The organism is Streptomyces sp. NPDC001108 (assembly GCF_053598535.1).
This window is the reverse complement of the sequence record NZ_JBSFKL010000008.1, coordinates 279,395-301,237: the sequence shown is the minus strand read 5'-3', so window position 1 is coordinate 301,237 and position 21,843 is coordinate 279,395. Positions and strand designations below refer to the sequence as shown.

Annotated in this window: 21 protein-coding genes and 1 pseudogene; 9 read left to right on the top strand and 13 right to left on the bottom strand. The window is 70.3% G+C overall.

Going from position 1 to position 21,843, the window contains the following annotated elements:
• Positions 1-22: 22 nt before the first annotated feature.
• Positions 23-886 (bottom strand): universal stress protein, encoded by an 864-nt coding sequence (locus ACWC97_RS20355; RefSeq protein WP_450650701.1) that lies wholly within the window; start codon positions 884-886, stop codon positions 23-25.
• Between the two features lie 540 nt (positions 887-1,426).
• Here ACWC97_RS20355 and ACWC97_RS20350 point away from each other — a divergent pair.
• Both ACWC97_RS20350 and ACWC97_RS20345 read left to right on the top strand, forming a co-directional pair.
• On the top strand, positions 1,427-1,945 hold the full coding sequence (locus ACWC97_RS20350) for an RICIN domain-containing protein (RefSeq protein WP_352274287.1): 519 nt from the start codon (positions 1,427-1,429) through the stop codon (positions 1,943-1,945).
• Positions 1,946-2,235: 290 nt separating this feature from the next.
• The gene (locus tag ACWC97_RS20345; RefSeq protein ID WP_450650698.1) at positions 2,236-3,246 is read left to right on the top strand and encodes a hypothetical protein; all 1,011 of its coding nucleotides are present in this window, start codon (positions 2,236-2,238) and stop codon (positions 3,244-3,246) included.
• Positions 3,247-3,399: 153 nt separating this feature from the next.
• On the opposite strand, the gene ACWC97_RS20340 is transcribed toward ACWC97_RS20345, so the two are convergent.
• Positions 3,400-4,293, bottom strand: coding sequence for a DUF1963 domain-containing protein (locus ACWC97_RS20340; protein WP_450650697.1), 894 nt, complete (start codon positions 4,291-4,293; stop codon positions 3,400-3,402).
• Between the two features lie 301 nt (positions 4,294-4,594).
• Here ACWC97_RS20340 and ACWC97_RS20335 point away from each other — a divergent pair, with 301 nt between their 5' ends.
• The 3 genes and pseudogenes from ACWC97_RS20335 to ACWC97_RS20325 form a co-directional block, all read left to right on the top strand.
• Positions 4,595-4,864 carry a hypothetical protein gene (locus ACWC97_RS20335; RefSeq protein ID WP_385213936.1) on the top strand — a complete coding sequence of 90 codons (270 nt, stop codon included), beginning with the start codon at positions 4,595-4,597 and terminating at the stop codon, positions 4,862-4,864.
• Positions 4,865-4,911: 47 nt separating this feature from the next.
• Positions 4,912-5,166, top strand: coding sequence for a DUF1049 domain-containing protein (locus tag ACWC97_RS20330; protein WP_352274291.1), 255 nt, complete (start codon positions 4,912-4,914; stop codon positions 5,164-5,166).
• Positions 5,167-5,187: 21 nt separating this feature from the next.
• A pseudogene (locus ACWC97_RS20325) lies at positions 5,188-5,493 on the top strand (hypothetical protein); the annotation flags it as partial.
• Here the strand turns inward: ACWC97_RS20325 and ACWC97_RS20320 are convergent.
• The 9 genes from ACWC97_RS20320 to ACWC97_RS20280 all read right to left on the bottom strand — a co-directional run bounded on the left by ACWC97_RS20320 (position 5,415) and on the right by ACWC97_RS20280 (position 15,478).
• Complete coding sequence (locus ACWC97_RS20320) at positions 5,415-6,284, bottom strand: alpha/beta fold hydrolase (RefSeq protein WP_352274292.1); 870 nt, start codon at positions 6,282-6,284, stop codon at positions 5,415-5,417. The pseudogene ACWC97_RS20325 and the gene ACWC97_RS20320 overlap by 79 nt on opposite strands.
• 56 nt (positions 6,285-6,340) lie before the next feature.
• Positions 6,341-7,228, bottom strand: a complete 888-nt coding sequence (locus ACWC97_RS20315; RefSeq protein ID WP_352274293.1) for an acetamidase/formamidase family protein — start codon at positions 7,226-7,228, stop codon at positions 6,341-6,343.
• 80 nt (positions 7,229-7,308) lie between these two features.
• Complete coding sequence (locus tag ACWC97_RS20310; protein WP_352274294.1) at positions 7,309-7,635, bottom strand: extradiol ring-cleavage dioxygenase; 327 nt, start codon at positions 7,633-7,635, stop codon at positions 7,309-7,311.
• A 13-nt stretch (positions 7,636-7,648) separates the two neighbouring features.
• Entirely contained in the window at positions 7,649-8,515 is an 867-nt protein-coding gene (locus ACWC97_RS20305; RefSeq protein WP_352274295.1) for a DODA-type extradiol aromatic ring-opening family dioxygenase, read from the bottom strand.
• Between the two features lie 46 nt (positions 8,516-8,561).
• Positions 8,562-10,325, bottom strand: a complete 1,764-nt coding sequence (locus tag ACWC97_RS20300) for a hydantoinase B/oxoprolinase family protein (protein ID WP_385213925.1) — start codon at positions 10,323-10,325, stop codon at positions 8,562-8,564.
• A 14-nt stretch (positions 10,326-10,339) separates the two neighbouring features.
• Positions 10,340-12,433 (bottom strand): hydantoinase/oxoprolinase family protein, encoded by a 2,094-nt coding sequence (locus ACWC97_RS20295; protein ID WP_450650693.1) that lies wholly within the window; start codon positions 12,431-12,433, stop codon positions 10,340-10,342.
• Between the two features lie 200 nt (positions 12,434-12,633).
• Positions 12,634-13,374 carry an IclR family transcriptional regulator gene (locus tag ACWC97_RS20290; protein ID WP_352274298.1) on the bottom strand — a complete coding sequence of 247 codons (741 nt, stop codon included), beginning with the start codon at positions 13,372-13,374 and terminating at the stop codon, positions 12,634-12,636.
• 295 nt (positions 13,375-13,669) lie between these two features.
• Positions 13,670-14,542: an undecaprenyl-diphosphate phosphatase gene (locus tag ACWC97_RS20285; protein WP_352274299.1), complete on the bottom strand. Its 873-nt coding sequence runs from the start codon at positions 14,540-14,542 to the stop codon at positions 13,670-13,672.
• A gap of 222 nt (positions 14,543-14,764) precedes the next feature.
• A complete protein-coding gene (locus ACWC97_RS20280; RefSeq protein ID WP_450650690.1) occupies positions 14,765-15,478 on the bottom strand; it encodes a TVP38/TMEM64 family protein in 714 nt (237 codons plus the stop codon).
• A gap of 392 nt (positions 15,479-15,870) precedes the next feature.
• On the opposite strand from ACWC97_RS20280, the gene tuf reads away from it, so the two are divergent.
• Positions 15,871-17,058, top strand: a complete 1,188-nt coding sequence (tuf, locus tag ACWC97_RS20275) for an elongation factor Tu (protein ID WP_450650688.1) — start codon at positions 15,871-15,873, stop codon at positions 17,056-17,058.
• Between the two features lie 98 nt (positions 17,059-17,156).
• Positions 17,157-18,002, top strand: a complete 846-nt coding sequence (locus ACWC97_RS20270) for a spermidine synthase (protein ID WP_450650686.1) — start codon at positions 17,157-17,159, stop codon at positions 18,000-18,002.
• Here the strand turns inward: ACWC97_RS20270 and ACWC97_RS20265 are convergent.
• A complete protein-coding gene (locus ACWC97_RS20265) occupies positions 17,964-19,262 on the bottom strand; it encodes an MFS transporter (RefSeq protein ID WP_450650684.1) in 1,299 nt (432 codons plus the stop codon). The genes ACWC97_RS20270 and ACWC97_RS20265 overlap by 39 nt on opposite strands.
• Positions 19,263-19,322: 60 nt before the next feature.
• Positions 19,323-20,393: a hypothetical protein gene (locus tag ACWC97_RS20260; protein WP_450650682.1), complete on the bottom strand. Its 1,071-nt coding sequence runs from the start codon at positions 20,391-20,393 to the stop codon at positions 19,323-19,325.
• A gap of 153 nt (positions 20,394-20,546) precedes the next feature.
• On the opposite strand from ACWC97_RS20260, the gene ACWC97_RS20255 reads away from it, so the two are divergent.
• Both ACWC97_RS20255 and ACWC97_RS20250 read left to right on the top strand, forming a co-directional pair.
• Positions 20,547-20,984 carry a DUF4442 domain-containing protein gene (locus ACWC97_RS20255; protein ID WP_352274547.1) on the top strand — a complete coding sequence of 146 codons (438 nt, stop codon included), beginning with the start codon at positions 20,547-20,549 and terminating at the stop codon, positions 20,982-20,984.
• Positions 20,985-21,146: 162 nt separating this feature from the next.
• Positions 21,147-21,806: a DedA family protein gene (locus tag ACWC97_RS20250; RefSeq protein ID WP_352274305.1), complete on the top strand. Its 660-nt coding sequence runs from the start codon at positions 21,147-21,149 to the stop codon at positions 21,804-21,806.
• The last annotated feature ends 37 nt before the right edge of the window (positions 21,807-21,843 follow it).

The following is a 21,843-nucleotide window of genomic DNA, read 5'->3' as shown; positions in this document are numbered from 1 at the left end:
CACGGACGATCGGAGACGGTGGTCAGCACGGCACGACGGCGACCGGACCGAGCGCGTGCGTGAGCGTGGTCTGGGCGACGGGGGAGAGGCCGAGCCCGAGGGACTCGCCGCCCCGGCGCCGCCCGATCACGGTGAGCGCCGCGGTGGCGGACGCCGTGACCAGGGTGCGTGAGGCGGAACCGCTGACCGGCTCCCGTACGGTCTCGACCTGTGGGTACTTCTCGCGCCAGCCCGCGGTGAGTTCCGCGAGGGCCCGCGCGGCGGCGCCGGCTGCGGCCTCCCGGTCGAAGACGGGACCGCCGGAGAGCATGGAGGAGAACATCGTCCAGCCGTGCACGATCCGCAGCCGCGCGCCGGGCCGGGACGCGGCGGTTTCGAAGGCGAACTCCAGGACCGCCTCGCTGCTCTCGTCGGCGGCCACCCCCGCGACGATGTCGCGAGGCGCCTCCGCGTCCTCCGGTGCCTCCTCCTCGGCCCGGGAGGAGTGGACGACGACGACCGGGCAGTCCGCCATCGAGGCGGCCGCCAGGCTGTTGGAGCCCAGCAGCAGGGAGCGGAAACCGCCCAGCCCGCGCGAGCCGACGACGATCAGCGAGGCGTTGTGGCTGAGCGAGGAGAGCACCGCCGAGGCGTAGTCCAGCGGTGCCAGCGTCGACGGGCTCAGCTCCGGGGCGATCCGGGCCACCTGCCGTACGGACCGGGCGAGCAGTTCCTCCGCCTCGCGGCGGCGGGCGTCCCGTTCGGCAGGCCGGTCCGGGGTCATGGCGTGCACGACGATGAGCCCGAGCCCCCGGCGCGCGGCTTCACGGGCGGCCCAGTCGAGGGCTTCGTCGCTGTGCGACGAGCCGTCGACCGCGGCGATCACGGGGCGGTCGGTGCTGGTCATGGTGTCCCTCCAGATTCCGGCGGTGCGTGTCCCAGACTGGTCGGCGCGGACACGGGTGCGGCAGGGCCTTTCGACCCTATCCGCCCGGAAGATCCCGGGACCACCGCAACCCGCGTCCTCGGCGGATTCCTGGAGGCGGCCCAGGACCTGGCGAGGGCGACGTGGTGGTGGCCGCGTCGGGCGCGGCCCTCGAAGGGGTCCGGGCCGAGGCCGTGTCCGAGCACGACCAACCGCACCAGGTCGGCGCACGGCTGCCGGGTGCCGGGTGGCGGGTTCGCCGTACGGTGGCCCGTCGCTGAGCCCCGGCGGGGCGGCCACACGACCAGCCCGTGGAAGCGGGCGGGGACGCCGAGGGTCCGGCGCGCCGAAACCGCCCGCGCAGTCGGCCTTCGCGGTCCAGGCCGCGCCGACGGATACGGCACGCTCTGCCATGTAGTCCTGCGCTCATTGCCAAGGACGGTGCTGGATTTCCTCCGATGATGACCAGGCCCGTTGCGAACGGGCGGAGCGCCGCGGCGCTGATCCACAAGGAGGAACACGATGAAACCAGTAAGGCATCTCGTCGGAGGGTTGCTCGGCTCGATCATCCTTGTCGTCGGTCTGGCGGGCAGCAGCCAGGCGGACTCGGGCGACTTCACCCTCAAGAACGCGAATTCCGGTAGATGCCTCTCCGTCCCCGGGACATCGACGGGTTTCGCGTATCTCAACCAGTTCAGCTGCAATAACTACGCCGACCAGTTCTGGTACTGGCAGGCCGGCCTCTACGACGAAGACGGAAATGTCTGGTACAAGATCGTCAACCGGCACAGCGGGCTCTGCCTCTCGGTCGACGGGGCATCCATGGACGACTACGCCAGGGTGACGCAGTACCCGTGCGGTGGCTACTTCGACCAGTACTGGCGGGAGGGGCCCTACGACGCTCTCACCAAGGGATACCAGATCAAGAACTTCAACAGCGGCAATTGCCTCGCGGTCCAGGACGGAAGCACTGCCGAGGCCGCACCGGTCATCCAGTTCCGCTGCGGCAGCTGGAAGGACCACTACTGGCTGATTCACTGATTCACTGACAGCGGCCCAAGATCCACCGACGGGTACTCGGGCCTGCTGGATTGCGGCCGGAAAGCTGTGAGCCGCCGCGCGTTCCGTGAGCCGGGCAGTGTCCAGGGGGATGCGTCGGCCCTGACCGAACACCTATGCCTTCAGCGCCTCGTAGTCGTCCGGAGCGGGGCAACGGCGCTGGAGGCAGCCCGGTGCACCGGTGCGAGAAGTGCGCATCGCTGACGACTCGATGCGCGCCGTTCCAGAAAACTATGGCGAACGATCGGCCTGCTGTGGCGAGGGGGGGAGACATGGACGCTGCGGAGTTGGCGGCCGCAGCTGTCGGCCGTTTTCTGGCGGTCGTGGCTGGTGCGGTGGGAAACGCGTTCGGCCAGAGCGGAGGAGACGCTGTCGCCGAGATCGTCCGCGCCCGTCTGGGTGGAAACCCGCGCGGGGAATCGGCGCTACGGGGGCTCGAATCGGAACCCGGAGACACCGGGGCGCGGAATGAGGCGGAGAATGCCCTGCGCGAGCAGATCGATACCGATCCCGAGTTGCGGCGCCAATTGTCCGCGCACCTGTCCAGCCCGTCCGTCCATCATCATGGATCGGTCGCCATTGCCGGAAGCCGGGTCTCCCGTAACCACCTTTCTTTCGGACCGCTCACGATCAACAACACACCGGCGGCACGGATATTGATCGGGGTGTCCCTGTTGCTGACCGCCGGACTGCTCGCCCTGGCCGTCCACGGTGGCCAACGCCTTTTGATCTCACAGAGCCCCGCCACGCAGAAATCCCAAGGAGCGGGCAGTCGGGCCGCCAGCATGGGACCGCATGTGCTGCCCACTTCGGAAGCCGACCGGGCTCTCCTGACGGCAGACGACATGCCTCGGGGCTGGGTCACGTTCGACGTGGACACCTATGGGGAGGAGGACCGACAGGACGGATGCGAACTGGACGGTATCGAGTTCGAACGTGACGGAGACACTCCCCATTCTCCGTTCGTGGACGCCGCATTCATCATCCACGTCTGCTCCTCGTACGAGGTGGCCAAGGATGTATTCCAGCAGACCGCTCGACAAGCAACAGAACAGCAGATGAACGTCGGGACCCCTACGAAGCCGGATCTTCCTCGTTTCGGAGACGAGCACTCGACGAACTGGTACAAGCCATCGGACGTCGTTTACACCACCGTTCGTGTCGAGAACGTCGTCCTGGGGCTCCGGTACAAGCCGTATACCGCGTCGAAGCGGCACAAGGCCGAGATCGTGGAGCTGACCCGGCGGGCGGTCGAACGAATCCGCTCGCTGGAGCCGCGCTGAGCCGGTCGGGACATCGGCAACCTCGCCGCCGCCCGCCTCGGTCGGATCGCCCGAGCCGTGAAACGCGAGCTCACGAGGGTGCAGTACCGCCCGATGCGATCGACGGCTGCCCCGCAGCACCGGTATGGCCCTTTGGCTGAAGCCGCCGCGCGGTCACGAACAGTCCGAGCGGTGGACGAAGGGCCTGTCGGGGCAGCTGGTGCATTCGAACAGGTAGATGCCGCCCATGTCGCCGAGCATGAGCCCGGGCGGGCATTGGATCGCGGTGCGTTGTTCGTAAGGAAGGTCCCAGATGGTTCCCGTGGCCGGGGTGTCCTCGATGGGCAGCCACGTGCGCCAGCTCTCGCCGTCGAACTCGGAACTGTTGATCGTCAGGAGATGCTCCATGCGCACACTGCATGTAGGGCACGTCGGCCAGTTGGGCTCCTGCGTCCATGTCGGGTATCCGCCGACCTTGATGCCGTCCGACACGGAGAGGTGGGACCAGTAGGACCAGCCGGTTTCCTCCTCCAGCTCTTCGAACCTGGCTTCGAGCGCGTCGGCGACCTCGTCCGGGAGGTCCCAGTTCGGGTAGTCGGTAACGCGCTCGGGGTGCAGGACGCACGGGTTCGGAAGGTAGTGGTCGTCAGGGCCGGTCGGGCGGGGCGGGTCGGCCGGCCTCAGGTCGCTCAGGGAGCTGTTCCGCCAGTACATCTCGGGGCGGGGAACGTAACCGTCCTCATGGTCGAAGGGGCACCAGAGCACCTGCAGCAGGTCGGCGCTGCCGGGGAAGTCCAGGTCGGGCACGTCGGTCGCGAACAGTTGGAGGACCGGGACGAGCGGGACCGGTCCCTGGGCGGGAGGAGAGAACGCCGTACGCGGGTGGTCGTCCTCGCAGTGGGGCCAGGGCTCCGAGAGCGGCCAGAGCACGGGCCCGCCGAGCGAGCTTTCCCGCGCGCTCGGATTGCCGAGGCGCGGGTGCAGGCGAACGGCCGTCTTCCGGTAGTCGGCCACCTCCGGGAACAGCGCCTCGACATCGAGCGGACGTGGCGGGGTGGTGCGAGCCATCGGACGTGCTCCTCACAGACCAAAGCGTCGGGCTTGGCCGCGACCGGTGCCGCGGTGGGCCGAGAGTAGCCGCACGACCGGTCGGACCCACCAGCAGGCCCCGTTCTCGGCCACCGGGCACTTCGCGGTCGGCCTTGCCAACACCCGACATCACGCGTTCACGTTCAGCAGCTGGTCAAGGACTTCCCTGAGGGGCGAGCTCCAGCCGACGGGTCCACTGGGACGAGGAGTCCGCCAGGCCCTGTCGGCCCCGGGGCGTCCGGGCCCTGCGATTGTCAGTGCCGGGTGCGATCCTGCCCCCATGGACGAGCTGATGCGGCAGCGGCGCGTGTACGGCGCCGACCACGACGACCCCGATCCGGGGCCCCGGCCGGGTCATGTCTACCGGGAGCTGGTGGGCGGCCCGCTCGACGGCCTGTTGCTCGACGTGACGGGGTGGACGGACCGGGAGCTGCGCGAGGGCGCGGCGCTGACCACGGAGATCGGGCGTTTCGGCCCCGGCGGCAAAGCGGAGTACGGGCCCAGGGACGGCGACGCCGACCGCTGGGACTGGCGGGGTGACACCCCCTGAGCGGGGTTCGTCGGGCCTGATCGGCCGAACCGCCCGATACTGGACGCATGGCGCAGAAGACGTCCCGGTCGCAGGAGCCGTCGACCCTGACCGTCAAGGGGCGGAGCGTACGCATCCGCACCATCGGGGTCGTGGTGCTCGCGGCCCTCGCGATCTGGTTCATCGCGGCGAACACCGGCTCGGTCGCCATCCGGCTCTGGATCCCGTCGGTCACCCTGCCGCTCTGGGCGGTGCTGGCCGTGACACTCCTCGTCGGCCTGGGCATGGGCGGATACCTGTTCCACCGCCGCACCAAGCGCTGACCCCGGACGCCGAGCACCCGGGTCGGCGACCAGAAGATCGCCGAGTACGAGGGCAACGGCGCCCAGCCTCCGGCCGACGTCAGCCACGAGGTCGACTTCGGCGGCTTCACCGGCAAGCAGAAGGTCCTCGCCGTCTGGAACATCGCCGACACCCTCACTTCCGAGGGACACCGGGAACGGACCCCGGCGGGCACCTGTACGCGGGTGCCCGCCGGGGTGCGGCTGCCCGGACTCGTGGCCCGGTCACCTCACACCGGGCCGCTCCCCCCGTGCCTGCGCAGATACCGGCCCACGCTCTCGTTGAAGTCCTCGACGCGTTCCACCTGAGACCAGTGCCCGCACCGGCTGAAGAGGTGCGCGTCGGCACGCGGAAGGGCGTGCAGGAGTTCCCAGGTCCGGGAGACCGGGATGACCACGTCCCGCGTGCCGTGGATCAGCAGCACCGGGATGTCCACCTCCGCGAGCGCCTCGAGGTCGAGCGGCAGCGCGTCCCGGTCGCGGTCGCGGGCCGCCACGACCTCCTTGAGCCGACTCGACGCGCTGTCGTTGAGCGCCGCCCGGTAGCGCAGGTCGACGAGTTCGTCGGTGATCAGACCCGTGTCCACGACGAACTGTTCGAGCGTACGGCGGATGCCCTCCGGCGAGAGTTCCGGAGTGGCGTGGCCCGCCAGCGCCGCAGTCTTTCTGGCTCCTCCGGTGCCCATCGAGACGATGCCCAGGATCCGCTCGGGAGCGTCGATGGCGAGTTGCAGGGCGACCCAGCCGCCGATCGAGTTGCCGACGATCCAGGTCTTGTCGATGCCCAGTGCGTCCAGGACGCGCAGTGCGTGCCGGCCCCACTCCCGGATCCCGTACTCGGTGCCCGGCGCCACGACACTCTGGCCGTAGCCGATGGAGTCGATGGCGATACAGCGGCCGTGCCGCGCGAGGTGGGGCAGGTTCAGCCACCAGTTCGCGGCGGCGGTGACCCCCGTCCCCGAGCCGTGCAGAAAGAGGATCGGGGTTCCTTCGCCGACCTCGTGGTAGTGGGTCAGCTCGCCATCGGCGGTGGGCAGCCACCTGTCCTCCAGGCCGAAGAAGGGGTCGGTCCTGTATTCGGGGATCTCGACCGTGGTCATCGGCATTCCTTTCCCTTTTCCTGTCCCCGGGTCGTCCCATGACGCCCGGGGACAGGTCACGAACGGCGGGTGAGCTTCTCGATGACGGCGTGCACGCCGACGACGTTGTTCACCATCTGGGTCACGCGGACATCCGCGGCGATGGAGCAGAGGCTGTACGCCTCGTCCGGGTCGAGGCCCTCCTCGGTCAGCCAGTTCACGAGGTCGTCCACCGCGTCGTGGGCGGCGGCCTCCAGGTTCTCCCCGAATCCGGTGGAGACGAAGTGGTCCTCCGTCTCGGCCCGGGGGGTACGCGGACCGGCACCCGGCTCCACCGTGAACCGCAACCGGACGTGGTCCATCCCGGTCTCGATCGCGGTCTGGTTCACCTCGCCGTCGCCCTGAACGGCGTGGCCGTCACCGCAGTAGAAGCCCGCGCCGTCCCGGAAGACGGGGAGCCTGAGGCGGGCGCCCACGACAAGTGCGGACAGGTCCATGTTGCCGCCGAAGGGGCCGGGTTCCACCGTGCTGCGCGGGCCGTCCTCGGCCGGGGCGACTCCCATGATGCCCAGGAACGGCTTGAGGGGGACGCGCACCTTGCCGCCGAGCGTGGTGGTCATGGTGGCGCGGTCCAGCTCGAAGTGGCGGATCGTTCCCCGGGGGAAGCGGTCCCGCAGGACGCCTCGGCCCCGTGGCTCGGCCACGACCAGGTTGAACCCGTGGGCCGCGGGCGTCAGCGCCAGCACGTCCACCACGAGGGCGTCACCGGGACGGGCCCCGCGCACCCGGATGGGGCCGGTGAGGGAGTGCGGCCCGAGAGCGTCGGGGAAGGCCGCCCGGAGCGCCGGGAAGTCCTCCATCACGGTGCCCGGGGTGACGCGGTCGCCCCAGTGCCCCCAGGTCGACAGCGTGACCTCGTCGCCGGAGTCGATCGTGAGCACCGGCGGTGCGGCGGGATCGATCACCCCGACCCGGACGGTGTCGGGCCCGGCAGGAAGGTCGTGGACACCGCCTCCCCCCACCGCGGACGGGGCGGGCACCCGCGTCACAGGCCACCCGTTTCGGTCCGGCCCGGGGCGGGTTCGCCACGGATCGAGGCCAGCAGGTGCTGCACGGCGCTGGTGGCACCGTTCGTGTTGCTGGCGAACAGGATCCGGGCGAACTGGGCCCCGAGGTAGGGATGGAACCCGAGGTCGTACAGGGTGCGGAAGTCGCGCTCCTCGATGGCGGTGCGCTCGGCACCGGTCAGTTCGTAGCGGTCGAGCACGGCGGCCTCGTCCTTGACGAACTCCTCACGAAGGCCGGCGTCCCACTTCAGGTCCTGCACGAGATCGTGCGCGACCAGGGCGCGGTTGATGTGTTCCAGACTCATGGCGTTCTCCTTCTCAGCGTCCGGCCGGCGCCGAGGTCATGTCCCAGCTCACGGCACCGATGCCGCAGCGCCACTGGTCCCAGGCGGTGTAGCCGAGGACGTCGCAGGGCCGCTCGCCGATCGCGCCCATGACCAGGATCCAGCTCAGCAGCTCGCCGGTGCCGCCGATGCCGGCCCGGTCGAGCCGCTCCAGGGTGACCTCGGTCAGGACCTTCTCGTGGTCGCCGTCGGCGAGCAGGCCGAGGAACCACTGGTCGAACTCCTCGTCGATCCAGAAGTCCCGGACCCCGCCGGGCTCGTGGCTCATGCCGCCGGTGGCGAAGAGGCCGACGCGCAGATCGGACGGCAGGTCGTGCTCGATGAGGTCGGCGAGCTGCCGGCCGATCTCGTAGCAGCGGTGCTGGTCGGGGAAGGGCGGGACCGTGACGTTCTGGAGAATGGGCACGATCGGGACGCCGCTCGCCTCGATCCCGGTCCTGACCACGGGCACCGAGACGTTGTCGTCGAAGTTGAGGTTGTCGCGGGTCGCGGAGACCGGAACACCCCGCCGGTTCAGGCCGTTGAGGACCTTCTCCGCGATGTCCGGGCGCCCCGGTATCCGGTACTCCCCGCACCCCAGCCAGTCCTTGAAGAACTCGGCCGGGCCGCGGTGCACGGGCGCCATGCCGACGACGAAGTCCGGGTACGCGCGGATGCGGTTGTTGGCCATGTGGTCGTTGGCCACCATGAGGAGGACATCGAGTTCGGCGTCACGGATCTGCCGGGTCAGGGCCCCGTAGGCGGACGTGACCATCTGCTGCGATGCTTCGGGCGCCTGATCGAGCATGCCGATCAGGCCGGGGGCGTGGCTCGCTGCCACGGCGAGGCCGATGTGGGCCATGGTGCGTGTTCCTTTGGTGCTCGCGGGGATGTGTGTGGGGGGCCGGTCAGATCGCGGCGCGCAGGTCCCGGGTCTCGTCCTCATGGACTTCGAGGGTGTCCGCGTCGATGGCTACGCCGTAGACGGTGCGCGCCGCGTCGAGGGAGACGACCCCTTCGCGTACGTCGCGCAGGACCAGGTCGGCGGGGCGCAGTCGCGGATCGCCGAATCCGCCGCCGCCGCTCGCGATCACCTCGACGACGTCACCCGTGTCGAGGGTGTAGAAGGAGTTCGATTCCATCTCGACGGGCTCGGCGCCGGCGCGGATCAGGGTCAGGCGATTGACGATGCCGGGGCGTCCGCCGAGCAGTCCCACGGGAGCGGTCCGCGGCATGAAACCGCTGCCGTACGTGGCGCAGGCGATGTTGTCGGCCAGGACCCGCCACCGGTAGCGCACGCCGAGACCTCCGCGCCACTGGCCGCCGCCCGCGCTGTCCGGGAGGTATTCGAGTGCTTCCAGCAGGTACGGGGTGTCCAGTTCGTGCAGTTCGGGGTCCGGGGCGCGCAGTCCGCCCAGGGTGTTCGACGGGGAGAGATGGTCCCAGCCGTCGAAGCCCTCGGTGGCTCCGCTGCCACCCTTGCCCAGGAAGTGGAGGTCGCCGAAGTGGCGTCCGGTGCGCGGGTTCATGCCCATGGTGGCGGGTGTGCACCAGCGAGCCCAGCCGGCGTGCGCCCGGTCGGGGACGGCCTGCGAGAGGGCGACCCAGACCGCCGAGGCGATGGCCTCGCAGGTCGGGACGGTGCAGGCGGCGACGGGTGCCGGGGCTTCGGGGTTGGTGAGGGAGCCGGCCGGGGCGATCACGTCGATCGGCTCGATCGCGCCGTCGTTGTAGCGGATGTCCGGATCGATGCATCCGAAGAGGGCCAGATGGGCCGAGGACACCGTGTTGGCGATCGTGCTGTTGATGAAGCCCTTGGCCTGCTCGTCGCTCTCGCTGAAGTCGAAGGTGAGGTGCTCGCCCTCGACCCTGATCGTCAGGGCGACCCGGTAGGAACGGTCCCGGTCGATCCCGTCGTTGTCGAGCAGCGCGTCGGCGTGGTACTCGCCGTCGGGGATCGCGGCGATCTCGGCGCGGACCTGGCGGGCGCTGGCCCGCAGCAGCTCGTCGGTGGCGGCGGCGATCGTCCGTGGCCCGTACTTCTCCAGAAGGCCCTTGAGGCGGCGTTCGCCGATGGCCGTGGCACCGATCTGGCAGTTCAGCACGCTCTCCACCAGCGCGCGCATCCGCACGTTGGAGAGGATCAGCTCCCATGCGTCGCGCCGCAGCTCGCCCCGTGCGACGACGCGGGTGGGCGGGATCACGATGCCCTCCTCCTGGACGTCCCGCGCGCCGGGGTTGAACCCGACGACGCCGCCACCGCCGACGTCGGCGTTGTGCCCCTTGGTCGTGGCCCAGAAGACGAGTGCGCCGTCCCAGAAGACCGGCCGGGCGATGGTGATGTCGGGCAGGTGCGAGCCGCCGTTGAACGGGTCGTTGTGGATGAAGATGTCGCCGTCGTGCACGTCGTCGCCGAAGAACTCCGCGATGGCGCGCAGGGCGAACGGCGTCGCCCCTCCGATGACCGGGATGTAGTGGGTCTGGGCAAGCAGCCGGCAGTCCGCGCTGAAGAGAGAGGTGGCGAAGTCGCGGGCCTCGACGAAGATGGGCGACCGCGAGGTACGCAGCATCGTCTGGCCCATCTCGCTGGTGATGCCGTCCAGGGCGCTGCCGATCACGGCGACGAGGATGGGGTTGGACGGGGACTGCGTCTGGGTCGTCTGCTGTGTCATCTGCTCGATTCCCTTCAGGCCGGCTGGTTCGCCGGTTCGATGACGTAGTTGCCCTGCGCGTCCACCGTCATGACGTAGCCCTCGATGAGGACGACGGTGGTGGTGGGCTGCTCGATGATCGCGGGGCCGACGACGCGGTTGTCACGGCGCAGGGCCAGGCCGTCGAAGACGTCGGTGCGGACGGTGCGGCCGGAGAAGACGGCCTCGCGGGCGCCCTTGCGGGCGGCGCTCGGGTCGGGGCCGGCGGAGGGCTCGTCGGCGAGGGCGGGCTTGGTCGTACGGCCGAGCGAGGTGAGGCGGACGTTGATGAGTTCGGTGGGCTCGCCGGGCATGGCGTACCCGTTGAGGGCCTCGTGCTTGGCCTCGAAGTCGCTGACGAGCTGCTTGACCGACTCCTGGGTCAGCTCGCCGTCGAACGACAAGGGGACCTCGATCTCCGTGAACTGGCCGATATAGCGCACGTCCGCGCTGAATACCAGACTGATCGCCCCGTCCTCGACGTTCTCCGAGCGGAGCGTCTCGACGGCCTCGTCGCGCATCTCGCGGTACAGCGCGCCGACACGGTCCAGGTCCAGGGCGTCCATGTCCGACACGAAGGTGCGCGCGTACAGGTGCTTGAGGTCGGTCAGAAGGGTGCCGACGGCGCAGAACACCGACGATTCGCGGGGCACGATGATGCGGGTGATGCCGAGTTCCTGGGCGATCGGTACGGCGTGGATCGGTCCCGCGCCGCCGGCGACCACCACGGTGAATTCCCGGGGGTCGACACCGCGCTTGACCGACACCGCGCTGACGGCCTCGGCCATGGTCGCGTTGACCACGCGGTAGATGCCCTCGACCGCTTCGGTGACCGTGAGTCCGAGCGGTTTCGCGACCTTCTCCTCCACGGCCCTGCGCGACGCCTCGACGTCCAGGGTGAAGGCGCCGTCGCCGAACATGTCCGGGTTCAGATAGCCCATGAGGAGATCGGCGTCCGTGGTGGTGGGGTTCTCGCCGCCGCGCCCGTAGCAGGCGGGGCCCGGGTTGGCGGTGGCGCTCTGCGGACCCACCCGGAGGATGCCGCCTGAGTCCACCCAGACCAGCGAACCGCCGCCCGCGCCGACCGTGTGGATGTCCAGCATCGGCAGGGCGACGCGGTATCCGGCGATCTCGCTGTCGCCGGTGAGCAGCGACTCCCCGTCGCGCACCAGGGCGACGTCGAAGCTGGTGCCCCCCATGTCGACGGCGATGACGTCCTGGGCGCCGTGCCGACGGGCGTACTGGAGAGCCGCCCCGGGCGCCGCCGCCGGTCCCGACATGAGCGCGTTGACCGCGGAATTACTGGCGATCTCGGGCGACATCACGCCGCCGTTGGACTGCACGATGAGCAGGGTTCCGGAAAATCCCCGGTCTGCCAGCTGACGTTCGATGTTCGCCAGGTAATTCTGCAGTTTGGGTCCGACGAACGCGTTCAGCACCGTGGTGCTGTGTCGCTCGTAGGCGCGGATCTGGGGCACCACGTCGCTGGATATCGTGATGAAGACACCGGGAAGTTCCTCGCGCAGGATTTCCGCGGTGCGCCGTTCGTGGGCGGCATCGACGAAAGACCACAGATACGAGACCGCGACCGCCTCCACGCCCTGCTCGCGAAAATAGCGCGCCGCCGCGCGCACGTCCTCCTCGTTGAGCGCCTCGATCTCGTTGCCGGACACGTCGACGCGTTCGCGGACGGTGGCGATGAGCTCCCGGGGGACCAGCGGGGGCGGCGGCGCGTACTTGGAGTCGTTCTGCCGGTCCCGGATACCGCGGCGCATGTTCAGCAGGTCACGGAAGCCGTGCGTCGTGACGAAGCCGGTCTTCGCCCCCTGGTGGGTCAGCACGGCGTTGGTGGCGATCGTCGTACCGTGCACGATCGTGGACACCGCACCGAGAAAGGCCTCCAGCGACTCCCCGAAACTGTCGGCCGCTTTGGTCAGGCCGTTCAGCAGACCGACGGACGGATCGTGCGGCGTCGTCGGAGACTTGTAGATACGGGACTCTCCGTTCCCTTCGACCACGAAGAGGTCGGTGAATGTCCCGCCGATATCAATTCCGATCCGCCGACTCGCAGTGCTGCTTACGTTCGTCATCGAGGAAACTCCATTACTGAGAACCGAATGGGCGCGCAGAAGGGCGTGCGGTGCATTGACGCAAGAAGAAGTGCGCGAATGGTGCGGCCGGTGCGAACCGAATTCGAGAATTACAGAAGGCGCGGTGTTTCCAGGACCGTAGCCCCTCGTACAGGGGCCGACAACGAAGTGTTCGGCTCAGCCGAACAGGGACGGCCGGGTCACGGCGCACGCTCGGAAAGCCGCCGGGCTGCCTCGGTCACGGCGCGGGCATACGTGTCACCGTGCGTAGCCAGCCGCTGCTCGACGAAGCTCATGCTCAGCGCCCAGGTGACGTCGCCGTGCCGGTTGCTGACCGGCGCCGCGACACAGCACACGCCCTCGACCGCCTCCTCGACGTCCCGTGCGTACCCGCGCTCACGCACCGTGTGCAGCTCCGCCTCCAGCGCCGTGAGCGTGGTGAGTGAACGGTCCGTGAGCGTGGTCAGTGCGTCGTGGCCGTAGACATCGCGCAGTTCGCGGGGGGAGAGATAGGCCAACAGCATTTTGCCGGGCGCCGTGCAGTGCGCCGGAAGGCGTTCACCGACCCGGGTCGCGTTGAGCCGCACCCCGTCGTGCGGCGCGAGCTTCTCCAGGTAGACGACCTCGCCGTAATGACGTGACGACAGTTGAACCGTCTGTCGATGAGCGGCGACCAGGGCCCGCATCTCCACCCACGCCGGCTCGGAGATCTCCGATGTCATACGTGCACGCAGCCCCAGCTGGAAGGCCCGCCATCCGAGCCGGTAGCGACCGCGCCCCGTCCGGCGCAGCAGGCCGAGCTCGACCATGGACTGCATATGGTCCCAGGTCGTCGTCTTCGGAAGGTCGAGCGCGCGGCACACCTCGCTGACCGTCCGCTCGGGGGCGTCGGAGGAGAAGAGATCCAGAATCCGCACGGCCCGCTCAAGACCGTCGATCACGCCACATCACGTACCCGCACGACCGACAGGATACGGGGCCCGGCGCGCCCGCGAGGGGCGGCGAGGGCCATGGCCGCCCGCTCGATGGCTGACGAGCGGCTCAGTCGCCTGTGGAAGGGCCCGCACAGCAGCTGCTGTGCGGGCCCTTCCGTGTCATCCCCTACTTTGCGAACGCACACGTCCCAGCGGAGTGCATCCCGCCCCCCAGGTGGGAGACAAGTGGGAGATGATCATGGCGTGGTGCTGTAATCAGGCACTGGGAAATGCTGGACAGCGCTACCTGTACGGCCCGGTTTCAGCCGCCGGATTCACCCGCGTGCGGGCTCAGCACACCGGCTCCCACCAGCACGAACAGCAGGATGCCGAGCAGGATCCGGTAGATCACGAAGGGCATGAAGCTCTTCGTGGTGATGAACTTCATGAACCATGCGATGACCGCGTATCCGACGCCGAACGCGATGATCGTGGCGAAGATCGTCGGCCCCCACGAGACATGTCCCTCGCCCGCGTCCTTCAATTCGAAGACGCCCGAGGCGAGCACCGCCGGGATCGCGAGCAGGAAGGAGTAGCGGGCCGCGGCCTCGCGGGTGTAGCCCATCAGCAGGCCACCGCTGATGGTGGCCCCGGAGCGGGACACGCCCGGGATCAGCGCCATCGCCTGGCAGAAGCCGAAGATCAGGCCGTCCTTCACGCCGAGTTCCCGGAGCGTCTTGCGCTCCCGGGCGGCCCGGTGCCGTCCGCCTGCCTCGTCGCGGGCGGCGAGGCGGTCGGCGACACCCAGCACGACGCCCATCACGATCAGAGTGGTGGCGATCAGCCGCAGATCGCGGAACGGCCCCTCGATCTGGTCCTTCAGCGTCACGCCGAGTACACCGATCGGGATGGAGCCCACGATGACCAGCCAGCCCATCTGGGCGTCGTGGTCGCCGCGCATCGACCGGTCGACCAGCGAACGGAACCAGGCGGAGACGATCCTGACGATGTCCTTGCGGAAGTAGATGAGGACCGCCGCCTCCGTGCCGATCTGGGTGATGGCGGTGAACGCCGCACCCGGGTCGTGCCAGCCCGCGAACGCCGCGGTGAGCCGCAGATGCGCGCTGGAGGAGATCGGGAGGAACTCGGTCAGTCCCTGTACGAGGCCCAGGACGAACGATTCGAACCAGCTCATGGGGCTTTGGCCATCCCGGGGTGATCGTGCATCGGCCGACGGCGGTCAGCCGTCGGCGGCGTGTGCATAGTGGTCAAGTGCGGACAGGGCCATGAGGGGCCCGGAGGTCTGCGGTCGGTTGCGGGCAGGGTACCGCCCTCAGGTGAACGCAGTTCGTACGTTCCTCGACGGGCGGGTGGCGCGGACGGCCGCCGGGGCGTGGAGGGGCCGGGGCGCGGGCGCTCACTCGGCGGGCAGCCGGTGCCGTCTGCGCCAGGCGACGACCACCGCCCCGGCCCCCGTCAGCACGATGAAGCCCATCGCGGCCAGAAAGGCCGGGGAGGTGGGGGAGGTGGCCTCGCTGCCCGCGACGACGTACGCGGCGGTGTTCGGCACCGAGCCGAGCCCGGTGGCCCCGAGGAAGGCGGGATACCCCATCCGGGAGACCGCCGCGCAGTAGTTGGCCGCCGCGAACGGAACCCCCGGGAAGAGCCGCAGCGCCAGCATCGAGCGGAACCCGTGCCGGCTCAGCTGCCCGTCCGCGGCCCTGAGCCACCGCCCGCGCAGCAGCGTGCGGAGTGCGTCCTGCCCCAGCACCCTCCCCAGGGCGAACGAGACGCCCGCACCCAGTACCGTCCCCGCCAGCGCCGCGGCGAGCCCCGCCTGCGTACCGAAGAGCGCACCGGCGGCGACATTGAGCAGCGGCCGGGGTACGAACGCCACGGTGCACACCCCGTACGCCACCCCGAACAGGAGCACCGCGACGGCACCCCCGCTGACCTGGGCGGGCCAGCCCGCCGTGAGCAGCCGCTGGGGTTCCAGCAGGAACATCGACGCGGCGGCGCCCAGCAGCACGGCCACGAGCAGCGAGAACCGCGACCAGGGAGAGAGCAGCGCCCTCGCGCAGCGCGTGGCGAGGCCGGTGGCGGGCCGGGTGGCGGGGGCGGGGTCGAGCATGCGGGGAGAGTAACCGACGCCGGTGAATGATCGCCGCGACGCGCCCCCGCGCACCCCGGGGCGTGGAACCGGCGGACACCGAGCCGTCGGCCGAACTTCCTTGACGGAGCGGTGAGCTGCGCGAAAACCGTTCGACGGCTTCCGGCCCGTCCGCCATCATCGGAGCCATGTCCCGGTACGCCTTCCCCGCAGCGCCGTCCGCAGTCGCGGACGCGCCGAAGGCTGCCGTGAACCTGGTCGTCGCAGCTGTCGCGGCAGCGTGCACCGCTGCCGCAGCGCCCTTCGGCGGCGCCCGAAGCTGACCCTCCCCCGACAGTCCGGCGGACCCCGCAAGGGGAGGGTCGGCAGGGCCCCGGGGTCTTCTCCCAGCTTCGAACAGCAAGGAATCCACCATGTCCAAGACGGCTTACGTACGCACCAAGCCGCACCTCAACATCGGCACCATGGGCCACGTCGACCACGGCAAGACCACGCTCACCGCCGCCATCACCAAGGTCCTCAGCGACCGGGGCACCGGCACCTTCGTCCCGTTCGACCGGATCGACCGGGCGCCGGAGGAGTCGCAGCGCGGCATCACCATCAACATCGCGCACGTCGAGTACGAGACCGACACCCGCCACTACGCCCACGTCGACATGCCAGGCCATGCCGACTACATCAAGAACATGGTCACCGGAGCCGCCCAGCTCGACGGGGCGATCCTGGTCGTCTCGGCGCTCGACGGGATCATGCCGCAGACCGCCGAGCACGTCCTGCTCGCCCGCCAGGTGGGCGTCGACCACATCGTCGTCGCGCTCAACAAGGCGGACGCCGTCGAGGAGGGCGACGACGCGGTGCTGACCGACCTGGTCGAGCTGGAGGTCCGCGAGCTGCTCTCCGCGCACGGATACGGCGGCGACTCCGTGCCCGTCGTACGGGTCTCGGGTCTCAGGGCCCTGGAGGGCGACCCGCGCTGGACCTCCGCGATCGAGGCGCTGCTGGACGCCGTCGACACGTACGTACCGATGCCGGTGCGCTACACCGACGCGCCGTTCCTGCTGTCGGTGGAGAACGTGCTGACCATCACCGGCCGGGGCACCGTCGTCACCGGAGCCGTCGAGCGCGGCACCCTCCGCACCGGCGACAAGGTGACGGTGCTCGGCGGGGAGCAGGACATCGACACGGTCGTCACCGGCCTGGAGACCTTCGGGAAGCCGATGGAGTCCGCGCAGGCCGGCGACAACGTGGCGCTGCTCCTGCGCGGGGTGGAGCGCGGCCGGGTGCGCCGGGGCCAGGTGGTCGCGGCGCCCGGGAGCGTGACGCCGAGCCGCCGGTTCACCGCGCGGGTGTACGTCCTCTCGGGGCGGGAGGGCGGCCGGACCACCCCGGTCACCACCGGCTACCGGCCGCAGTTCTACATCCGCACCGCGGACGTGGTCGGCGACATCGACCTCGGCGGGCTCGCGGTGGCGCGCCCCGGCGACACCGTCGACCTGACCGTCGAACTCGGGCGTGACGTCCCGCTGGAGACCGGACTCGGCTTCGCGATCCGCGAGGGCGGCCGCACGGTCGGCGCCGGCACCGTCACCGCCCTGCTCTGAGCGGCGCGTCCGGGCCCGCCTTCCGCCGAGTGCGGGAGGCGGGCCCACGGGGCGCACCGGATGCCGCGGCGGCCGCCCGGGCACCCCACAATGGGGGAGTGAACGACTCGATACCGGTGATCCGGGACGTGGACCAGGGCACCGCCAGACTTCTCCCCGACGTGGACCGGGACCGGGCCTGGCTGCTCACCGTCGACGGCGCACCCCAGTCCTACGTCGACCTCGACGCGCCGGACCACCTGGAGTTCGAGTACGCGCGGCGGCTCGCGCACGTCGTCGACTGCGCCGGGGCACCGGGCGCGCCGCTGGACGTGCTCCACCTCGGCGGCGGCGCGCTCACCCTGCCCCGCTACACCGCCGCGACCAGGCCCGGCTCCCGGCAGGACGTCGCCGAGGCCGACCTGGGCCTCCTCGCACTGGTCGGCGAGCACCTCCCGGTCCCCGAGGACAGCGGCATCACCGTCCACGGCACGGACGCGCGGGGCCTGCTGGAGAAGACCCCGCCCGGCTCGCTGGACCTCGTCGTCGCGGACGTCTTCGGCGGCTCGCGGGTACCCGCCCACCTCACCTCCGTCGAGTACGCGCACACCGCCCGGCGGGCACTGCGGGACGGCGGGACCTACGCGGCCAACCTCGCCGACGGCGCGCCCTTCAACTTCCTCCGCTCCCAACTCGCCACCTTCGCCGCCGTCTTCGAGGAGCTGGCACTGATCGCCGAGCCGGCGGTGCTGCGCGGCCGGCGCTTCGGCAACCTGGTGCTCGTCGCCTCCCCGGCCCCCATCGACATCGCGACGCTCACCCGGCGCTGCGCCGCCGACGCCTTCCCGGCCCGGGTCGAACACGGCGCCGCGCTGGAACGGCTGGCCGGTGGGGCCCGGCCGGTCGGGGACGGGGAGGCGGTCGCCTCACCCGAGCCGCCCGACGGCGCCTTCAGCATCGGCTGAGACCGGACCCGGGCCCTTCGCCACCTCGGCCGAGGCGGGGGCCCGGGTCAACCGGCGTACGTCCGGAACGAACAGGACGGCCCCGGTGACCAGCACGATCAGCGCCGCGCAGCCCCACAGCGCCTGACTCCGCCCGACCACCGACTCCACCGGACCGGCGAGCGCGGTGGCCAGCGGCATCATCGCCACCGAGCCGAACCAGTCGTACGCGGAGACCCGGGACAGCTTCTCCTCCGGGATCTCCTGGTGCATGGTCGTCATCCAGGCGACCCCGAACACCTCGATGGCGACCCCGCTGACGAGCATCACCACGCAGAGCGCGCCCACCGGCAGCGGCACCGCCAGGCCCGCCGAGGGCAGCGCCAGCGGGAAGACGCAGAGCGTCCCGGTCAACAGCATCCGCCGCGGCTTCCAGCGCGTCATCAGCAGCGCCCCGCCCATCGTGCCGACCCCGAACGCGGCGAGCGCGAACCCCCAGGGCCGCGCCCCGCCCAGCTCGTCCCGGGCGACCAGCGGGCCGTACACCGACTCGGCGGCACCCACCGCCGCGACGACCACCGAGAACTGCGCCACGATGCTCCACAGCCAGGGGCGGCCGATGAACTCCCGCCAGCCGTCGCGCAGATCGGCGAACAGGCCGCCACCCGGCGCGCGCGGAGGGATGTGGCTGACGTCCAGGAACGCGCGCAGCGCCCCCGCCACGGCGAAGGCCGCGGCATCGACAGCCAGCACCCAGCCCGGGTCCATCGCCGCGATCATCGCGCCACCGAGCGCGGCACCGCCGATCGACGCGCCCTGCATCGCCATCCGGAACAGGGCGAAGGCCCGGCTCGCCTGCTCCCGGTCGACGCTGGACATCAGCATGCCCTCGGCCGCCGGGTTGAAGAACGCCTGCCCCGTCCCGCACAACGCGGTGAGCAGCATCATCTGCCACAGCTGGGGATCACCGGCCAGCACCAGCCAGGCGAACACGGCCTGCGAGAGGCAGTTGACGGTGTTCGCCGCGACCATCACCCGATGGCGGGGCAGCCGGTCCGCGATCGCGCCGCCGATCAGCAGGAAGAGCACCAGGGGCGCGGCCCTCGCCGCGGCCACCAGCCCGACGTCCCCGCTGTCACCGCCCGCCTTCAGCACGGCGAACGCCGCCGCGATCAACGCGCCATGGGTACCCAGACCCGTGATGATCGCGGCGGCGGTCAGCAGCCGGTAGTTGCGGCCGGAGCGCTGCGGACGGGACGGGGAGGTGGAAGCGGAGGTCACCCGCGGACTATGCCTTCCGCGCCCCGCCCCGTGCCAACCGATTTCCCGGCGGCGGAGCGGTCACTCCGACTTGACGACGTCCACCAGCCGGACCGTGCTCAGGATCTGCTGGATCGTGGCGTCCGAGAGCTCGTCCTCGACGCCGGCGGCCCCGTACAGCACCCAGGAGGCGAACTCGTTCTCCTTGTTCTTGAAGGTGAAGGCGATGGCCTTGCCGTCACTGTCGCACTTCTTCACCTTCTTGACGTTCGGGGCGGTCGCGGTGACGACCTGGCCGGTGAGCCCCGACTTGGTGGTGTACTGCTTGGCCTCGGTGAACTTGATGGTGCTCTGCGGCATGTGCTGCGCATAGGCGGCCCACACCCAGGTGCCGGCCTCGCTGTGCGCGTTCTTGCCCGCGTCGGTGGCGCCCTGGGCGCCCCGGGAACCGGCGCTGGCGAGGCTGGAGGTCTCCTCGACGCCGTCCTTGTCGGAGTCGTCCACGCACCAGTTCTTCTTGAGGAACGACGGTGCGGAGAAGCCGATGAGCGGGGAGCCGTCGCCCTTCTTCTCGTCCTCGAAGTACGACATGGTGCCGGGCTTGCCGACCTCCCAGTCGCCGGGCACGTCGAACTGGGTGCCCCACTTGGGGTTGGTGACGACCTTCCACCCGGGGATGAGGGGCTTGGGATCGTCCCCGTCACCGCGCGGGTTCGCCTCGTCGGAAGCGCTTTCGGACGGCTTGGCGGGTGCCGAGGACTGCTTGCCGTCGGCGACGTCGTCCTTCTTGTCGCCCTTCTTGTTCATCACCACGACACCGGTGACCACGGCGGCCACGACGACCGCGGTCGCCGCGACGATCGCGATGACGGTGTTCTTCTTCTTGTTGTCACCGCCGCCGGGCTGAAGATCCCCGGGCGGGCCGGGCACCGCGTACTGCGGCACGGTCGGCTGCTGGTACGGGTTCGGCTGCGGGTAGCCGGGCTGCTGGCCCTGCTGCGGGTGTCCCGGCTGCGGTACCGGCTGGCCCTGCTGCTGATATCCCGGCTGCTGATAGGGATTCGGCTGCTGGTAACCCGGCTGCTGGTACGGGTTCTGATTCTGGTCCTGCGGGTTTTGCTCGCCCCCGGGCGGCTGCTGTCCTGGCCACATGGCGAGTAACGATAGAGGTGCGGTGGCCGGTCTGCTACGCCCGCCCCCGTGAGCGGACGGTGAAGGAGGCGATCAGCGGCGGTCGTCCGGAAGGCACAGGGATGGCCAAAGATATATACTCATGAGTAACATCTGGCCATGAGCGCTGAACAGATGACCGTCGGCGAGATGCTCGTGGCGACGGTCCCGATGGCCCGGACCCTCCATCTCGAGTTCCTGGAGACGACCCCCGAGCGTGCGGTGGTCCGCCTGCCGGACCAGGCGGAGTACCACAACCACATCGGCGGACCGCACGCTGGAGCGATGTTCACGCTGGCGGAGTCGGCGAGCGGAGCGATCGTGATCGCCGCCTTCGGCGACCAGATGTCACGCGCCGTGCCGCTGGCCGTGAAGGCGGAGATCGGTTACAAGAAGCTGGCCAAGGGCGTCGTCACCGCCACCGCGACCCTCGGACGCCCGGCGGCCGAGGTCGTCGCCGAACTCGACGCGGGCGAGCGGCCGGAGTTCCCGGTGGCCGTCGAGATCCGGCGCGAGGACGGCGCGGTGACCGGTGAGATGACGGTCGTCTGGACGCTGCGTCCCCACTCCTGAAGTCCGGTCCGTCCCGAAAGGGGCCGCCGCCACCTGCCCGACCCGGGGGTGCGCGGCGGCCTTTCGTGCTGTCCCGGCGGTCGCGGAGGCGGGTAGGCTGCCCGCCGTGCGCCGAGGAGTCGCCCGGCGGGCAGCGGACAACAGCTTCGGGAGGAACGGGCGTTGCACATCCAGGAATGGCTGGAGACCATCCCCGCGATCAGCGTCTACGCCCTGGTGGCCGGAGTCATCGGGCTGGAGAGCCTCGGCATTCCGCTGCCGGGCGAGATCGTTCTGGTCAGCGCGGCGCTCCTGGCCGCCGGGCACGACGGGATCAATCCGTGGGTCCTCGGGGCCTGTGCCTCGGCGGGCGCGGTCATCGGTGACTCCATCGGGTACGCCATCGGCCGCAAGGGCGGCCGCCCGCTCCTCGCCCGGCTGGGCCGGAGGTTCCCCAAGCACTTCGGCGAGGCCCAGATCGCGCTGGCGGAGCGGTCGTTCGACAAATGGGGCATGTGGGCGGTGTTCTTCGGCCGCTTCATCGCGCTGCTGAGGATCTTCGCGGGCCCGCTGGCCGGTGTCCTGCACATGCCCTACTGGCGGTTCCTGACCGCCAACGTGCTCGGCGGCATCGTCTGGGCGGGCGGCACCACCGCCGTCGTCTACTCGGTCGGCGTGGTGGCCGAGGCCTGGCTCAAGCGGTTCTCGTACCTCGGCCTGGTGGCCGCGGTACTGGTCGGCATCACCTCGATGCTGATCGTGCGCAGCCGCGCCAAGAAGGCGGCCGAGCGGATCTCGGCGAGCTCCGCGCCCGAGGCGTCGGCGGTGCCCGCCGGGGAGTGACGGCCACGGGCGCGGCCGCACCGGCCGCGCCCGCCGT

What these genes read in the sequence shown, in the direction of transcription:
- ACWC97_RS20355 (WP_450650701.1), bottom strand. Translation starts at nt 886, where the DNA reads ATGACCAGCACCGACCGCCCCGTGATCGCCGCGGTCGACGGCTCGTCG.
- ACWC97_RS20350 (WP_352274287.1), top strand. Translation starts at nt 1,427, where the DNA reads ATGAAACCAGTAAGGCATCTCGTCGGAGGGTTGCTCGGCTCGATCATC.
- ACWC97_RS20345 (WP_450650698.1), top strand. Translation starts at nt 2,236, where the DNA reads ATGGACGCTGCGGAGTTGGCGGCCGCAGCTGTCGGCCGTTTTCTGGCG.
- ACWC97_RS20340 (WP_450650697.1), bottom strand. Translation starts at nt 4,293, where the DNA reads ATGGCTCGCACCACCCCGCCACGTCCGCTCGATGTCGAGGCGCTGTTC.
- ACWC97_RS20335 (WP_385213936.1), top strand. Translation starts at nt 4,595, where the DNA reads ATGGACGAGCTGATGCGGCAGCGGCGCGTGTACGGCGCCGACCACGAC.
- ACWC97_RS20330 (WP_352274291.1), top strand. Translation starts at nt 4,912, where the DNA reads ATGGCGCAGAAGACGTCCCGGTCGCAGGAGCCGTCGACCCTGACCGTC.
- ACWC97_RS20320 (WP_352274292.1), bottom strand. Translation starts at nt 6,284, where the DNA reads ATGACCACGGTCGAGATCCCCGAATACAGGACCGACCCCTTCTTCGGC.
- ACWC97_RS20310 (WP_352274294.1), bottom strand. Translation starts at nt 7,635, where the DNA reads ATGAGTCTGGAACACATCAACCGCGCCCTGGTCGCGCACGATCTCGTG.
- ACWC97_RS20305 (WP_352274295.1), bottom strand. Translation starts at nt 8,515, where the DNA reads ATGGCCCACATCGGCCTCGCCGTGGCAGCGAGCCACGCCCCCGGCCTG.
- ACWC97_RS20300 (WP_385213925.1), bottom strand. Translation starts at nt 10,325, where the DNA reads ATGACACAGCAGACGACCCAGACGCAGTCCCCGTCCAACCCCATCCTC.
- ACWC97_RS20295 (WP_450650693.1), bottom strand. Translation starts at nt 12,433, where the DNA reads ATGACGAACGTAAGCAGCACTGCGAGTCGGCGGATCGGAATTGATATC.
- ACWC97_RS20285 (WP_352274299.1), bottom strand. Translation starts at nt 14,542, where the DNA reads ATGAGCTGGTTCGAATCGTTCGTCCTGGGCCTCGTACAGGGACTGACC.
- ACWC97_RS20280 (WP_450650690.1), bottom strand. Translation starts at nt 15,478, where the DNA reads ATGCTCGACCCCGCCCCCGCCACCCGGCCCGCCACCGGCCTCGCCACG.
- tuf (WP_450650688.1), top strand. Translation starts at nt 15,871, where the DNA reads ATGTCCAAGACGGCTTACGTACGCACCAAGCCGCACCTCAACATCGGC.
- ACWC97_RS20260 (WP_450650682.1), bottom strand. Translation starts at nt 20,393, where the DNA reads ATGTGGCCAGGACAGCAGCCGCCCGGGGGCGAGCAAAACCCGCAGGAC.
- ACWC97_RS20255 (WP_352274547.1), top strand. Translation starts at nt 20,547, where the DNA reads ATGACCGTCGGCGAGATGCTCGTGGCGACGGTCCCGATGGCCCGGACC.